Source organism: Rathayibacter sp. AY1E3, from assembly GCF_002932235.1.
Classification (GTDB): Bacteria; Actinomycetota; Actinomycetes; order Actinomycetales; family Microbacteriaceae; genus Rathayibacter.
Map to the genome: position 1 here is coordinate 65,893 of NZ_PSVN01000015.1, position 14,038 is coordinate 79,930.

The following is a 14,038-nucleotide window of genomic DNA, read 5'->3' on the forward strand; positions in this document are numbered from 1 at the left end:
GGAGTTCCTTTCGAGTGACTTCGTTGTACGGGAAGGGAGGGGAGGAAGGAGGTGCGGAGGTTCACTGCTTGACGCTTCCGGCGGTCAGACCCGACTGCCAGTAGCGCTGCAGGAACAGGAACGCGATGACGATCGGGACGATCGTGAGCAGCGAGCCGGTGATCACGAGGTTGTAGATCGGCTGGGCTCCGACGCCGGTCGCCTGCGCGCTCCACTGGCTGAGGCCGACCGTGAGCGGATACCACGTCGGCTCGCTGAGCATGATGAGCGGCAGGAAGTAGTTGTTCCAGGTGGCGACGACGGTGAGGAGGACGACCGTGACGATGCCCGGGGAGAGCAGTCGCAGCGAGATGGTGAAGAAAGTGCGGAACTCGCTCGACCCGTCCATGCGTGCCGCCTCGAGCAGCTCGGTCGGGACGGCCTCGGTGGCGAAGCTCCAGATGAGGTAGAGCGCGAAGGGGCTCACGAGCGAGGGCAGGATGACCGCCCAGGGCGTGTTCGTCAGTCCCACCTGGCTGAACATCAGGAAGGTCGGCACGGCCAGGGCGGTCCCGGGCACCGCCACCGCCCCGAGGATCAGGGCGAAGACGCCCCGCTTCCCGGGGAAGTCGAACTTGGCGAGTCCGTAGCCGGCGACCGTGGCGAGGAGTGTCGCTCCGCCCGCTCCGACGACGACGTAGAGCAGGGTGTTGGCGAACCACTGCAGGAACACGCCGTCGCGGTAGGTGAGTGTCTCGTAGATGTTCTGGAAGAGCGCGAACTCGCCGCCGAAGCCGAGGCCGAAGGTGGAGAGCAGATCGCTCTGGCTCTTGGTCGCGTTGATGAGGAGCCAGACCAGCGGGACCACTGAGTACACGACGAAGACGACCATCATGACGGCGAGCAGGATCGAGCGGCGCGGGCGTCGAGCGCGGGGGCTGGTGCGTGCATAGGAGACGGTCATCTCAGCGCACCTCGGAGCGCTGTCCGCGCAGCTGCACGATGTAGGCGATAACGGCGGTCAAGAGCCCCATGACGATCGCCACCGTGGCCGAGTAGTTGTACTGCTGGCCTGCGAAGGAGAGGTTGTAGGCGTACATGTTCGGGGTGAAGTAGGTGGAGATCACGTTGGGGGCCAGCACTTTCAGGAGGTTCGGTTCGTTGAAGAGCTGGAAGCTGCCGATGATCGAGAAGATGGTGGCGATCACGACCGCGCTGCGGATGGCCGGCAGCTTGATGCTCCACACCACTCGCAGGCCGCCCGCTCCGTCGAGGTCCGCCGCCTCGTAGATGTCGGCGGGGATGACCTTCAGTGCCGCGTAGAAGATGAGCATGTTGTAGCCCAGGAACTCCCAGGTGACGATGTTGCCGATCGAGCCCAGCACCCACTCCGAGCTGAACGGCTGCAGGATCTCCGCGCCGAGCAGATCGTTGACGCTGCCCGTGAGGCCGAACTGGTTGCCGTAGAGGAAGCCCCAGATCAGTGCTGCCACGACGCCGGGAACCGCGTAGGGCAGGAACAGCAGGATCCGGAACGCGCCTCGGCCGACGAGGTGGGCGCTGTCGATGGCGAGAGCGGCGACGAGGGAGAGCACCAGCATCACCGGAACCTGCACGACGAGGAACAGCGTGACGCGGCCCAGCGACTCCCAGAAGCGCGGGTCCTGCAGGAGGAGGACGTAGTTCTCCACTCCCACGAACGCGTTGCCGCCGACCAGCTGCTGGCGGAACAGGCTGAGGTAGATCGCGTAGACCACCGGCGCGACCAGGACCGCCAGGAACACGAGCATGAACGGGCCGATGAACCCCCAGCCCCGCCAGTCGCGGCGGGCGCGGCGGGCGCTCACCGGTCGGGCTGTCGTCAGGGACACCATCGTCGCTCCTCAGTCGTTGAGATTTTTGGTCACGTGACCATCCGGGTCCGGACTCTAGCATGGAGCCATGAGCAACGAGAAGGATCCCCGTGCGACGCCTCCTCCCGCGGCCCCGGTGCGCGCGGACGACCAGGATGTCTGAGGCGCACCGTCCCGGTGCGACGAGGCACAAGGGACCGTCTCAAAGCGACGTCGCCGAGCGGGCGGGGGTGTCGAAGCAGACGGTCTCGCGCGTCGCGAACGGGGCGCCCGAGGTCGACTCCTTCACCCGGGAGAAGGTCCTCCTGAGCATGACCGAGCTCGGCTACCGGCCCAATCGCGCGGCCCGCGCGCTCCGATCGGGCCGGTACCGGAACATCGGCGTGGTGCTCTCGACCCTCTCCTCGTTCGGCAACCGCCGAACCCTCGAGGCGATCTCCGCAGAGGCCAACCGGGCCGGGTACTCTCTCACGCTCATCACCGTGGACGTCTCCAGCCGGGACGAGACGAGCAACGCCTTCTCGGTGCTCGCCGACCAGGCCCTGGACGGCATCATCATCGTGCTCGAGCAGTTCCACTACCGAGACAACCCGGACGTGCACCTCCCGCCAGGCGTTCCCGTCGTCTCCCTGGACGCCAGCCGGGAGACCAGCCATCCCGTGGTCGACTCCGACCAGAGGCACGGCGCACTGCTCGCCACCCAGCATCTACTCGACCTCGGGCACGACACGGTCTGGCACGTCAGCGGACCGAGCGACAGCTTCGCGGCTCTGCGACGGGAGGCCGCCTGGCGGGAGGCGCTGCGTGAGCGCGGCATCGAACCGCCGGCCACCCTCGCCGGCGACTGGTCGACCGGATCGGGGTACCGCGCCGGAGTCACGCTGAGAGAGCGGGATGACGTCACCGCAGTGTTCGCCGCCAACGACCAGATGGCGCTAGGAGTCCTCCTCGCCTACCACGAGGCGGACATCCCCGTGCCCGGCCGGGTCAGCGTCGTGGGGTTCGATGACATCGAGGAGGCCGAGGCCTTCTGGCCCCCTCTGACGACGGTCCGCCAGAAATTGATGGAGGTCGGCCGTGTGAGCGTTCGGACACTCGTCGCGGTCATCGAGGGCCGCGAGGCCGTGGATGCTCGAACGACGGTCTCCACCGAACTGATCGTGCGGCGAAGCACGTCGTCCCCTCCTCCGCGAAATGGCAACGCGACCGATCATCGGGGTGGATGAAGCCGTCGGAGCGCCGATTCGAGGTCGACGGCAGGCGGCCGATCGGCGAGTGACGCGAGATGAGCACACGGCTCATCCGAAGATCCTCGGTGCGGCTGGGTGTGGACCGAGCCGAAGCGCTGGCTTGCGTGGACTCGTTGACCAGCGCGCGCCGTCCGGCTCGGCGGCGATCACGAGGGTGCAGTGGTTGGTCGAGGGGATGTGCACGAGCGCGAACCGACGCCCGTGCGAGAAGCTGCCGGTGGGCGAGGGCGTCCTGGTGGTCTCCTGCCCGGACGCGGACAGCGACAGTGCGGATCGGCTCAGCATGCTCTCCGCCTGGGACGGCAGCGCGTCCGGATCCGCGGTGGGCGAACGCGGGTGAAGACGCTGAGGGGGGACGACCTGCGCGCCGTCGCCCGATCCCTCTGCTGCGCCGCCTGCGTCGGCGATCAGTCCGCGGCTGCTGCGCCGAGCGCCGCCTGAACCGCGCGGATGCTCGATCCGAGCACACCCGAGGTCAGGAGTCCCGGACCGAGCGGGCCGGACGGGTCCTCACCGAGGAGCGGCAGGGTCCGCAGCGCCGCCCGCACCTGCCCGCTCATGTGCCCCAGCTGCCACCGGATCTCGGCCTCGCCGCCCTCCCGCGTCGATGCCAGCCCGACCGCCTTCACTGCGTAGGCGGCGGCGCCGAGCGCGTGAGCTCCCATGTGGGCGACGCCGGACGCCTGTCCCGCCGACCGCGCCGCAGCCTTCGCCGCCGGAGAGATCGCCGACTGCGCCGCACGACCCGCGACGAAGCGGAGCCGGATCTCCCCCGCCGCGTCCGACTCGCCCCGCGAGAAGGCTCGGGCGCGGGCGATGCCGTCCCGTGCCCGGACGTCGTCGGGGGCCTCGGCCTCGAAGAGGGGGAGCACCCTCTCCGCGCAGTCGGCGGCCCACGCGGCGACGAGGCGACGATCGGCTTCGGACAACGACTGCGGGGACATGCCAGCACTCTCGCAGACGGCTCGAGCGTCCGTCCGTCCGGAGCCGCCCGTGGCCGCGGTCGTCGGGGCGGATGTGCCGGTAGTTCCCGCTCACCGGCGCCCGACCCGCGGAGGGGCTCGCGGCTAGAGCACGTCGGCGATCGCGGCGAACGTCCTCTCCGGGTCCTCGAGCTGCATGTCGTGGTGCACGCCCGGGAGCCGGCGCACCTGCCAGCCCCGCTGCTCGAGCCGCGCGGCCAGGGCGTCCGGCAGCACCGCCGGCGACTGGTCGGAGAGCACGATCGTCGACGGGACCGCCGGCGCCTCGACCGGGACCGGGTGGAAGGCGACGTCCCGGAACACGCCGACGGCCATCCGCGCGTCGAACCGCTTCTTCGCGTCGTCGAGGAGCGCGCGGGTCTCGGGGCTGTAGGCGGCGCGGACCGCGGCGCTCGCCCGCGCCTGTCCGAGCTGGGCGATGCCGAGCGACAGGAGCGGCGCCGCCCAGAACAGCCGTCCGGCCAGGCCGCTCGTCGGGAGCGCCAGGGCGAACCCGGGATCGAGGTAGACGGCCAGGCCGGGCGCGAGCGCTGCGACGGCGCGCTGCAGCGCCGCGCCGCCGAGCGAGTGGCCGACCACGCTGTGGAGCCCTGCCGGCAGCGTCTCGACCAGATCGGCGGCCATGTCGTCGATCCGGTACGACTCGGCCCGCGGGCTCTCGCCGTGCCCGCGCAGATCGACGGCGGTGACGGTGTGACGGCCGGTCGCGACGAGCCGCTCGACGAGCGGCCCCCAGGTCGCCGCCGACCCGCCGAGACCGTGCACCAGCCCGACGTGTCGTGGTCCGGATCCGGTGGTGAGGGTCTGCAGGCGCATCCCCTGATCCTGCCGGAGACGGCGCCTGAGGCGGAGGCGCCGGGCGGATGCGGAGCCTGCTGCTGCACCCTCTGCGTCGACGATCGCGCCACATCTCCTGCCATCGAGGTGTGTGCTCTTGACTCCGCCGATGAGCGCTGGGAGGTTCTCCGGATGCGGTGGCACTCCGCCGTCCGCCCGAGCAGCCGGCCGACGAGAGGACCTCCATGACAGCGACGAGCAGAGCCACGGGAACGGTCGGCCGGACCGCCGTCGTCTTCGGGGCGGCGGGTCTCGTCGTCGGGGCCGTCGTCGGCGGAGCCGCCGTCTTCGGAGCGGGTCACCTCCTCGACGACTCGAGATCGAGGATCACGATCCGGGACGTCACCCGCGCGGAGCTGGACGGGCTCGAGCGCGCTGCCGCTCCGAGCAGGGAGGCCTGCGGAGATCGTCGTGGGTGCGTGGAGGGCGTCGACGGGCCCGGGGCGTCGATCCACCGCTACCACTCCCTCGATCTCGCGCGGCAGGCGACGGTGTACAACACGAGGGACGTCTACCGGTCGGACCGGCTCGTCGTCGAGTTCGAACCGGATCTGGGCCCCGATGAGCGGCACGACCTGATCCAGGTGATCGAAGGGACCTGGACCGGGAGCAGCGACTGACGGGCGTGAAGCGAGCCGCCCGGACGGCGTCGACGAGCGACCGGAGGGCGGGGCCCTCGACTACTCGCCCAGCGCCGATCCTCCTCCGGAATGCCCACCGGACAGGGGCCTCCACAGGGGGTCCGCCCGGGTGCGGTCCGGGCCTACGCTCGCCCCATGCATCTCCGCACTGTCGCGATGAGGCCTGGCGCCGCCGCTCTCGGGCCGGTCGGCGCGCCCCCACGGACCGCGCTGGACGACGTGCTCGCCCACCTGGTCGCGGCGCTCGCGATCGGATCAGGCCTGCTGCTGGTGCCGACGGGCATCGGCGGAGTGCCGTTCCTCGCCACCGGATCGACCGGAGCGAGCGCCTTCGAGGCGTGGGCGCTGATCCGGACGACGGTGGCCCTGCAGATCGGCATCGCCGTGCTCGCGATCGGGCTCGGCGCCGTGGCGCGGACGCGCGGAGCCGCAGGGACACGAGCGGAGCGCTGGTGCGTGGTGGCCGCGGTGAGCGCCGCGATCGGCGTGGTCCTGCTGGTCGTGCCGCCGGTCTGAGGAGCCTCCGGAGAGCGACGACCACCGGCCCGTCGGAATCGCCGCGCGCGCCCGTGACCGGACCGTCACCTCGCGCCGAGCGGCGTGATCGGATCGTTGCAGGATCCGGCACCGGCTGAGGTTCCGCATAGGACACACTCAGCGACAGGGGGCGAGCGTCCCCCGCTCATGGGGAAGCCGACCGCGATCAGCGGCTCGGAGGAAGCAGGAATCGTGCGCTCTGCGCGACGACGCCACGGCGTCACCGTCATCACCACTGCGGCACTGCTGGGGGCGCTCGCGTTCCCGTCCGTCGCTCTGGCCACCGAGGTCGTCCCGGACGCCGCCTCGAGTCCTGCACCGGCCGAGCCGGCTCCCGCCGCGGAGCCGACCGCGACTCCGGAGCCCACGGCGACGCCGCAGCCGGCCTCGATTCCGGCGCCCACTCCGGCTGCGACCATCACGCCCGTCGAGAGCGCGCAGTCGCCCCTGGCGATCGCCCTCGACCGCACCACCTACGAAGCGGGCTCGGCGTTCTCCGCGATCCCGTCGGCGGAGGGCTGGGCCGGCGGCCTGGACGTGTCCGGGACCGGTTTCCAGCCCGGCACCGTCGCCGTCGTCGTGCTCCGCGACGGCGACTCGGAGGAGGCCGTCACCACCAGCGTGATCACCGCCTCCGGCGAGCTCCGCCTCCGGGACTGGCTCCCCACCGACGCGGACGGCGTCGCGGTGGACCCCCATCTCCCGCTCCCCGGCGAGACGATCTCCGTCATCGCGGAGGGACTCGACGCCTCCGGCGCCCGTGTCGCCTCCGATGCCGTCGAGCTGACCGTGACGCAGCCCGACACGAGCGTCGTCTTCCAGAACCGGGAGGACGGCGGGGTGCTCCCGGCCGGTGCGGACATCCAGGTCGGAGAGTTCCGGATCTACGGCGTCGTCGCCTCGTTCCGCGGATTCGACCGCGGCGAGGACGTGTCCGTCACGCTCACAGCGCCCGACGGCAGCACCTCCGCCCTCGTGCCCCCCGCGCCGACCCCGCTCTCGGGCGAGGCCTTCGTCCTGCTCGACGCCGACACCATGGCGGACCAGCTGGGCACCTTCTCCGTGACCGCCACGGGAGAGACCAGCGGACGCTCCGTGACGTCGTCGCTCGAGCAGGTTCCCTCGCGCACCGCGATCCGGATCTGGCCCCAGGGGGCTTCGCCCGAGCCCGCCCCGGCGGACGGACAGCCCACCAGCGGTGGCGCTCTCCTCGGCTTCGGCGCGGACGAGACCGTCTCGATCGGCGTCTTCTCGACCTCGGGTGCGCGCCAGACGCTCACGGGCGGCGGCTCGAGCCTCGAGGTCGGCGTCGACGCGCTCGGCTGGAGCCTGATCTCCCTCGGCCAGTACCCGCTGCAGGACCCGGCGAGCGAGATCTACTGCGTCATCGCCCGCGGCACGTCGAGCGGTCTCGTGGCGAGCACCTCCTACGACTACACGCTGACGGAGGAGGACCCGATCGCCGGAGAGGCCGACTGCTCCGCCGCGGTCGCCGCGGTCACGGCGCACCCTGTCGGCGCCGGGCCTGCAGGGCACCCGGCCGGCTCCGGACCCGCTGCGCAGACGGGCGGCCACCGCCCTGTCCTCGCCTCGACCGGCGTCTCGACGACCGCGCCGCTCGCCCTGGCCGCCTTCGGCATCCTCGGTGGCCTCGCCCTGACGGTGCGCCGCCGCCGCGCGTAGACGGCCGCGCACCGCGCACGACGAAGGCGCCCGGGCACACCGCCCGGGCGCCTTCGTCGTCGCGAGACCCGTCGGGTCAGTCGGACGGCACCGCGCAGGTCTCCTCCGCCGCGGTCTGGCCCGGAGCGTCGACGGCGACGGGAGCGGGATCCGTCGGAGCCGCGCCGCCGTCCGCGGGCGCCTCCTCCGCGGGCGCCTCCTCCGCCGGAGCGTCGGATGCGAGGGTCACCGGCTGGTCGGTGAGGACGCGGTTCATGAGCTCGGCGCCGACCTCGGCGTTCGGCACGACCTTGCCCGGATAGTCCGGGTCGTCGAGCGCCGGGTACTGCACGAACACCATCTTCGAGAGGTCGACGTCCTTCAGTGCGAGGGCGAGCGAGATCATCGTCGCCGGGCTCGTGAGCGACGTCGACAGGTGCACGTTCGACGAGGTCGCCTGCGCGAGTCCGTAGAGGGCGGGGATGTTCGAGAGGGTGTCGGCCGAGCGGACGGTGCGCATCAGCGAGGCCAGGTACTGCTGCTGCGACGAGATGCGGCTGAGGTCGCTCTGGTCGCCGACGCCGTGGCGGCTGCGGAGGAACGAGAGGGCCATCGACCCGGAAACGGTGGAGGTGCCGGCGGGCAGGTCGAGGCCCGAGTCGGTGTCGAGGATCGGACCCGTGAGGCAGATCGGGACGCCGCCGACGGCGTTGCTCATCTCGATGACGCCGTTGAAGGACACCCAGCCGGCGTAGGGCACCGTCAGGCCGGTGAACTGCTGCAGGGTGTCATTGACGCAGGCGAGCCCGCCGTACTGGAACGCGGAGTTGAGCGGGACACCGGCGGCGGCCTCGGTGACGACGCCCGTCTCGGGGTCGGTGCACGCGGGACGGTCCAGGATCAGGTCGCGCGGGAAGCTGATCACCGTCGCGCTGCGGTGGTCGGCCGAGACGTGGAGCAGGATGTTGACGTCGTTGAGCGTGTCGTCGCGGACGCCGAACGTGTCGCCCTGCGTGGCGTCGTTGTCGGTGCCGACCACCAGGACGTCGAAGCCGCCCTCGACCGCGCCCATCTGCACGTTCCCGGTGGGAGGAGCGACGCCCAGATCGACCGCGTTGTCGGCGACGTTCCGGCTGATGCTCACCGTCGCGATCGCCACGAGCGAGGTGGCGCTGACGGCGAGGACGCCGACCACCGCCGCGATCCCGACCACCACTGTCCGCACCCCAGACCGCCGCCGGAGCCGCCCGTGCCGCACCGCGCGCTCGTGAACCCTCATGCGCTCCCACCCCTCGCCCCGCCCGCCCGTTCGCGGACGCAGTCGCTCGCCAGTGTAGGCAGGCCCCCTCCGATGCGGCGCGGAACGGCCCTGCTACCGTCGTGCGCGCATCGAGGAGCGGAGGAGGAGCCGTGGAACGCCGAGTCGTCGATCCCGTCACGCAGATCGAGTGGATCGTCCCGCCGTTCGCGACGGAGGAGGACACCCTCGCCCGCGCGCGGGCCGATCGGGAGGGGCGGCTCGCCGACCTCCGCCTGTACCCGGACCACTGCGCGGAGTATCCGCTCTGGGCGGTCGACGGCCCGGTCGACGACCCGGGTGCGATCGGCGTCCCGGAGGCCCTGCACGGACCGCTGCTCCGCTGGCAGGAGCTCTGGGCCGCCGGATGCGACGTGTTCGAGGGCTGGAGGAGCGCCGAGGCGGAGGAGCGCTGGCTCGCCCTCGGCCGGGAGCTGCACACCGAGCTCGAGGCCGCCCTCTGGCTGACGACCCGGGTGCTCGCCTGCTTCTGAGGGCTGCTGCCCGGGCATCCGCGGGAAAGCCGCCGCAAGCCGTCCCCGGACCGGCCCCCGCGTGCCTACCCTGGACGGTGCGCTCTCCTCGTCTTCTGCAGCAGGTCGTCGGCAAGCTCGGCGGGCAGCGGCCCGCGGCCCCGGTGAGCCGTCGAGCGCAGCGCGCGCTCCTCGCCGAGCAGACGGTCCGCGGGGTGCTCGAGCTGGCCGTGCGGCTGGGCGAGACGCTGCTCTCGCTGGGGTCCGCGGCCGCCGAGGTGACCGAGACGATCCAGCGGGTGTGCCGCGCCTACGGCATCGAGTGCCAGGTCGACCTCACCTTCACGTCGATCCTGGTCGTGCACGACGGAGGCGACGACTCCCCCAGCGTGAGCGTGCTGCGCGTCGTCCCCTCCCGCAGCGCCGACTACGAGCGGCTCGCCCGCGTGACGGCGCTCGTCACCGCCATCACCGAGGGCTCGCCGGAGGTGCGGGTCGCCGACGCCGTCGATTCCGCCGAGGCCCGCGAGGAGGCCCGGCACCAGTTCGAGGCCGCGCACGACCGGCTCGACGCGATCCTCGTCCAGCCTCACCGCTACCGCCGCGGAGTCGTCACCCTCACGCTCGCGCTGATGGCCGCGGGCGTCGCGCTCCTGCTCGGGGGCGGCCCGCTCGTCGTGCTCCTCGCCGCCGCGACGGCCGCCGCGATCGACCTGGTCAACCAGCTGCTCGCCCGCTGGGGCCTGCCCGCCTTCTTCCAGCAGATCGCGGGCGCCGCGCTGGCGACCGGAGTGGCGGTGGTGCTGCTCGCGGTCGTGCCGCGGCTGCCCGTGGAGCTGGCGGTTCTGCCGCCCGCGCTCGTCGTCGCGTCGGGCGTGGTCGTGCTCCTCGCCGGGCTCTCGTTCGTGGGAGCGGCGGACGACGCGATCAACGGGTTCCCGATCACCGCGGGCGGCCGACTGCTCGAGGTCGGGCTGCTGACGCTGGGCATCGTCGTCGGCATCGCCGTGGTGCTCGACGGCGCGCGCTCGCTCGGGGTCGAGCTGGTGCTGGTCGACTCCTACGCCCGCCCCTGGCCGGCGGCCGTGCAGGTGCTCGGCGCCGGGGTCGCGGCGGGCGCCTGGGCGCTCTCGTCGCACACCCCGCCGCGGCCCGCGCTCATCGCCGCCCTCACCGGCGCCGGTGCGTTCCTCGTCTCCGACTCGCTGACCACCTCGGGCTTCGCGCCGCTCATGGCCAACGCCCTCCCGGCGCTGGCGATCGGCCTGCTCGGCGAGATGCTGGCCGAGCGGATGCGGGTGCCCGCCGTGGTGACGACCGCGTGCGCGATCGTCCCCCTCCTGCCCGGCCTCACCCTCTACCGCGGCGTCCTCGGCCTCACCTCGAACGCCGGCCCGAGCGCCGGGATCGAGCTCCTGCTCCAGGCGGGCATGATCGCGCTGGGCCTCGCCGGCGGAGTCACGCTCGGCCGGATCGCCTACCGCCGCCTGCGCACCCCGATCGTGCGGGCGGTGGCGCCGGTCCGCGCCCGGACCCGCCGGGACCGCGGGATCGAGCAGGCCCTCGCCGCCGACGTCCTCTACCCCGACGGCGCAGAAGCGGGGCAGACGGACGCAGGGCAGGACGCCACGGCGCCGGGCAGCGGACCCGGCCTCCCGGCGTCCGACCCGTCGGCGCCGGCCGCGGTCGACCCCGCGCCGCTGCCCGACGAGCCGGCGGCTCCCGCGGAGGAGCCGTTCACCCGCACCGGGATCGTCCCGATCGTCAGCACGATCGGCGTGACGGAGCCGGTGCCGATCGTCACCGAGGAGGATCCGGCCGACCGGGGCTGACGACAGGGCCTGCTCCCGCGGCCGGCTCCTCGCCGCAGGGGGGGCGCCGGTCAGTCCGCGTGGCCCCGCACGACCGCGGTCCGGCGGGTGTCGATCACGATCACCGAGCCGAGCACGATCAGGGCGAGCGACACCGAGGCGAGCGTGTCGGTCAGCCAGTGGTAGCCGAGGTAGAGCCGGGCGACGATCTGACCGGCGATCATCCCGAGCGAGAGCGCGAAGCCCCCGATCATCCAGCTCCGGGAGGAGCGGCGGGAGGCGAGGAGGAACGTGGTGATCAGGAAGAAGTCGCTCACGCCGGTGACGTGGCCGGAGGGGAACGAGAAGGTCCCGTCGGGCCCGAGCAGCATGTACTCGACCGGCGGGCGCATCCGCATCACGAGGTGCGCGGCCAGCTGCACGCTGAGCATCCCGACGAGCATGCCGCCGGCCAGGAGGATCGGCCGCCAGAGATGGCGGGCGAGGACGAACCAGAGCACGAGCACCGCCAGGATGATGACCGGCAGGTAGACCGGCCCGAAGACGGTGGCGAGCGCGTCCATCACGACCGTGCCCTCGGCGGAGCGCTTCTCGCGGAACCACTCGGCGACGACCGGATCGAGGACGGTGAGGCCGGTGCCGCTCGCGACCTGCGCGGTGAAGGCCGCGAAGAGGACGACGCCGACGCCGATGAGGCCGAAGCCGGCCCGGTCGAGGCCGCGGCGCGCCTCCGGGGCCATCACGCGCTCCTCCACGAGGAACCGCTGGTGGAAGCGGGCGCGGCGCGAGAGGGCGGGGGCGGTCATCCGCTCACCCTAGGGCTGCGGAGGCGCCGCCGACCGGGCCGTTCGCTCAGCGTCCTGCCGTGTAGTGCGTCTGGATCTGCTCCGGCGTGAGGACCGTCGAGTACACCGCGGCGTAGCGCAGGCTCCCGCCGAAGTACGAGGAGCCGACGTTCGGCCACTGGCCGCCCAGGCTGTCGTATCCGATCTTCCAGGTGCCCGTCGTGTTCTCGGCCGTGCGGTACGTGCTGTTCGAGGCGACCTTCACGCCGTCGACCCAGAGCGCGATGCCCGCCGTCGGCGAGAGCGTGGAGACGACGTGGTGCCAGAGCCCGTCGTTGACGGCGCGGGTGCTCGTGATGGTCTGCGCGGCGCCGTTGTAGACGCCGAAGACGAGCTTGCCGTCGGCGCCGATGTAGGTGTGGCGGTCGTACTGGCCGCCGGGAGCGGTGGCTCCCGCGCTGAAGCTGAAGAGCTTGCCGCCCGCGTTCGTGGTCTTGAACCAGATCTCGGTGCTGAAGGTGCCGGGGTTCCTGATCTCCAGCGGCGTGCTCAGGTACTGGTTCGTGCCGTTCGGCGTCCAGGAGCCGCCCGCGTCGCGCGGGCAGGCCTTGGGCGTCGCGGCGGAGCTGACCATCGCGGTCGGGAAGAGGCCGGTGGAGCGGTAGGTGCCCGGGTACTGGCCGGAGTCCGTGTCGGGCGCGGTCGTCGATCCGCTCGGCTGCGCGAGCGTGTAGGAGAAGAGCGCGGCCCCGCGGTCGGCGGCGAGGGCGCCGTCGCAGGTGAAGAACGCGGCGGCGCTGCCGACCGTGTTGGTCGAGTTCAGGATCGAGGCGGTGTACGCGCCGGAGGTGGCCGGGGCGGTGAGCAGCACGGCGGCCAGGGCGGCGGCGGCGAGGGCGGCGACGACAGACCTCGGGCGGGCGAGGAGGGTGCGCAGCCGCGCGGCCGGTGAGGCGGCGGAGAGGCGGTGCCGGCTCATGCCGTCTCCTCCTCGCGGGCGGCGCGGCGGCCGCGCTCGGCGGTCCGCTCCGGCTCGCCGGGGAGGCCGACGAAGACCGTGTAGAGCACCGGGATCGCGCAGAGCAGGACGAAGAGGACCCAGCCCCAGAACGGCAGGTGCAGAGCGGAGGAGAGGGCGTAGGCGTCTCCGTCGTGCGCCGGGATCTGCAGGCGGCCGACCTGTCCGGAGACCAGGTCGACGGGGTCGGCGCCCTCGGCGCTCACGCGGATGGGGAGGACGCCCGTCGAGACGAGCGTGGCGTTCGTCGTGCCGCTGTCGACGGTGGCCTCGAGGACGACGATGCCGACCAGCGGGCGGAGCACGAAGACGGTGACGGACGCGACGAGCGAGAGGCCGAGGATCCGCATCGACGCCCGCTGGGTGGGCGAGGCGATGAAGCGGGTGAGCAGCTGCACGAGGACGGCGCCGATGATCAGCAGCGGCAGGCCGCGCACGAGCCAGCCGAGCACCGGCAGCGCCGTGGTGACGACTCCGATGAGCTGGTCCTGGCCGGTGGCCCACGGATCGACGGCTCCGTTGATGTCGCCCTGGGTGCGGAGCGTGCCGTCGTCGGCGATCTCGACGACCCGGTGGGTGTAGGTCTCGTCGGGCGTGGTGGTGGGGTGGAAGCTGACCGCGTCGCCGACCCGGACGTCCTCGAGGGCCGTCGGCTCGGTGAGGACGAGGGTGCCGACCGGGGCGGCCGTGCCCATGGAGGGCGTCTGCACGATGAACCAGCGTCCGCCGGACGCGTGGAACAGGAGCGCCGCCGCGACCAGGACGGCCAGCAGAGCGGTCGTCGTCCCGATCAGGGCGGTGCGGAGGAGGGACCGGCGGGGGCGGTCATCGCCGGGCGGGCAGTGCTTCTGAAGCAGCCGGCGAAGATCGCGGAGGCGGCCGCCGGCATCGACCCGGCGCTGAGGACGGTGG

The 14,038-nt window shown here is 72.5% G+C and carries 14 protein-coding genes; 6 read left to right on the forward strand and 8 right to left on the reverse strand.

Annotated elements, in window-relative coordinates; translation table 11 throughout:
• Positions 1-61 precede the first annotated feature (61 nt).
• Together C5C53_RS12800 and C5C53_RS12805 are read right to left on the reverse strand one after the other, a co-directional pair.
• Positions 62-943 (reverse strand): carbohydrate ABC transporter permease, encoded by an 882-nt coding sequence (locus C5C53_RS12800; RefSeq protein ID WP_104223309.1) that lies wholly within the window; start codon positions 941-943, stop codon positions 62-64.
• A gap of 1 nt (position 944) precedes the next feature.
• Complete coding sequence (locus C5C53_RS12805; RefSeq protein ID WP_104223310.1) at positions 945-1,853, reverse strand: carbohydrate ABC transporter permease; 909 nt, start codon at positions 1,851-1,853, stop codon at positions 945-947.
• A gap of 134 nt (positions 1,854-1,987) precedes the next feature.
• Here C5C53_RS12805 and C5C53_RS12810 point away from each other — a divergent pair, with 134 nt between their 5' ends.
• Positions 1,988-3,058, forward strand: a complete 1,071-nt coding sequence (locus C5C53_RS12810; protein WP_104223311.1) for a LacI family DNA-binding transcriptional regulator — start codon at positions 1,988-1,990, stop codon at positions 3,056-3,058.
• 431 nt (positions 3,059-3,489) lie between these two features.
• On the opposite strand, the gene C5C53_RS12820 is transcribed toward C5C53_RS12810, so the two are convergent.
• Both C5C53_RS12820 and C5C53_RS12825 read right to left on the reverse strand, forming a co-directional pair.
• Positions 3,490-4,026: a putative immunity protein gene (locus C5C53_RS12820; RefSeq protein WP_104238872.1), complete on the reverse strand. Its 537-nt coding sequence runs from the start codon at positions 4,024-4,026 to the stop codon at positions 3,490-3,492.
• A gap of 123 nt (positions 4,027-4,149) precedes the next feature.
• The gene (locus tag C5C53_RS12825) at positions 4,150-4,881 is read right to left on the reverse strand and encodes an alpha/beta fold hydrolase (protein WP_104267714.1); all 732 of its coding nucleotides are present in this window, start codon (positions 4,879-4,881) and stop codon (positions 4,150-4,152) included.
• Positions 4,882-5,087: 206 nt separating this feature from the next.
• Between C5C53_RS12825 and C5C53_RS12830 the strand changes: the two genes are divergently transcribed.
• The 3 genes from C5C53_RS12830 to C5C53_RS12840 all read left to right on the forward strand — a co-directional run bounded on the left by C5C53_RS12830 (position 5,088) and on the right by C5C53_RS12840 (position 7,763).
• On the forward strand, positions 5,088-5,522 hold the full coding sequence (locus C5C53_RS12830) for a hypothetical protein (protein ID WP_146084675.1): 435 nt from the start codon (positions 5,088-5,090) through the stop codon (positions 5,520-5,522).
• A 156-nt stretch (positions 5,523-5,678) separates the two neighbouring features.
• Positions 5,679-6,059 carry a hypothetical protein gene (locus C5C53_RS12835; protein ID WP_146084676.1) on the forward strand — a complete coding sequence of 127 codons (381 nt, stop codon included), beginning with the start codon at positions 5,679-5,681 and terminating at the stop codon, positions 6,057-6,059.
• A 168-nt stretch (positions 6,060-6,227) separates the two neighbouring features.
• Positions 6,228-7,763, forward strand: a complete 1,536-nt coding sequence (locus C5C53_RS12840; RefSeq protein ID WP_104267717.1) for a hypothetical protein — start codon at positions 6,228-6,230, stop codon at positions 7,761-7,763.
• A gap of 76 nt (positions 7,764-7,839) precedes the next feature.
• Here the strand turns inward: C5C53_RS12840 and C5C53_RS12845 are convergent, their stop codons facing one another.
• Positions 7,840-8,958, reverse strand: a complete 1,119-nt coding sequence (locus C5C53_RS12845) for an LCP family protein (protein ID WP_146084677.1) — start codon at positions 8,956-8,958, stop codon at positions 7,840-7,842.
• Positions 8,959-9,152: 194 nt separating this feature from the next.
• Here C5C53_RS12845 and C5C53_RS17170 point away from each other — a divergent pair, with 194 nt between their 5' ends.
• Both C5C53_RS17170 and C5C53_RS12855 read left to right on the forward strand, forming a co-directional pair.
• The gene (locus C5C53_RS17170) at positions 9,153-9,533 is read left to right on the forward strand and encodes a hypothetical protein (RefSeq protein ID WP_181127767.1); all 381 of its coding nucleotides are present in this window, start codon (positions 9,153-9,155) and stop codon (positions 9,531-9,533) included.
• 77 nt (positions 9,534-9,610) lie between these two features.
• Positions 9,611-11,344, forward strand: coding sequence for a threonine/serine exporter ThrE family protein (locus tag C5C53_RS12855; protein ID WP_181065667.1), 1,734 nt, complete (start codon positions 9,611-9,613; stop codon positions 11,342-11,344).
• A gap of 50 nt (positions 11,345-11,394) precedes the next feature.
• On the opposite strand, the gene C5C53_RS12860 is transcribed toward C5C53_RS12855, so the two are convergent.
• From C5C53_RS12860 to C5C53_RS17175, 3 genes are all read right to left on the reverse strand, one after another.
• Positions 11,395-12,129 (reverse strand): phosphatase PAP2 family protein, encoded by a 735-nt coding sequence (locus C5C53_RS12860; RefSeq protein ID WP_104234004.1) that lies wholly within the window; start codon positions 12,127-12,129, stop codon positions 11,395-11,397.
• Between the two features lie 46 nt (positions 12,130-12,175).
• Positions 12,176-13,087: a LamG domain-containing protein gene (locus C5C53_RS12865; protein WP_104267720.1), complete on the reverse strand. Its 912-nt coding sequence runs from the start codon at positions 13,085-13,087 to the stop codon at positions 12,176-12,178.
• The coding region (locus tag C5C53_RS17175) for a S26 family signal peptidase (RefSeq protein WP_104267721.1) at positions 13,084-14,038 on the reverse strand (955 nt) is incomplete at its 5' end. The genes C5C53_RS12865 and C5C53_RS17175, both read right to left, overlap by 4 nt.

Bases quoted from the DNA above. Each gene is read 5' to 3' on its own strand.
- C5C53_RS12800 (WP_104223309.1), bottom strand. From the start codon at position 943: ATGACCGTCTCCTATGCACGCACCAGCCCCCGCGCTCGACGCCCGCGC.
- C5C53_RS12840 (WP_104267717.1), top strand. From the start codon at position 6,228: ATGGGGAAGCCGACCGCGATCAGCGGCTCGGAGGAAGCAGGAATCGTG.
- C5C53_RS12835 (WP_146084676.1), top strand. From the start codon at position 5,679: ATGCATCTCCGCACTGTCGCGATGAGGCCTGGCGCCGCCGCTCTCGGG.
- C5C53_RS12810 (WP_104223311.1), top strand. From the start codon at position 1,988: ATGTCTGAGGCGCACCGTCCCGGTGCGACGAGGCACAAGGGACCGTCT.
- C5C53_RS12825 (WP_104267714.1), bottom strand. From the start codon at position 4,881: ATGCGCCTGCAGACCCTCACCACCGGATCCGGACCACGACACGTCGGG.
- C5C53_RS12805 (WP_104223310.1), bottom strand. From the start codon at position 1,853: ATGGTGTCCCTGACGACAGCCCGACCGGTGAGCGCCCGCCGCGCCCGC.
- C5C53_RS12865 (WP_104267720.1), bottom strand. From the start codon at position 13,087: ATGAGCCGGCACCGCCTCTCCGCCGCCTCACCGGCCGCGCGGCTGCGC.
- C5C53_RS12830 (WP_146084675.1), top strand. From the start codon at position 5,088: ATGACAGCGACGAGCAGAGCCACGGGAACGGTCGGCCGGACCGCCGTC.
- C5C53_RS12820 (WP_104238872.1), bottom strand. From the start codon at position 4,026: ATGTCCCCGCAGTCGTTGTCCGAAGCCGATCGTCGCCTCGTCGCCGCG.
- C5C53_RS12860 (WP_104234004.1), bottom strand. From the start codon at position 12,129: ATGACCGCCCCCGCCCTCTCGCGCCGCGCCCGCTTCCACCAGCGGTTC.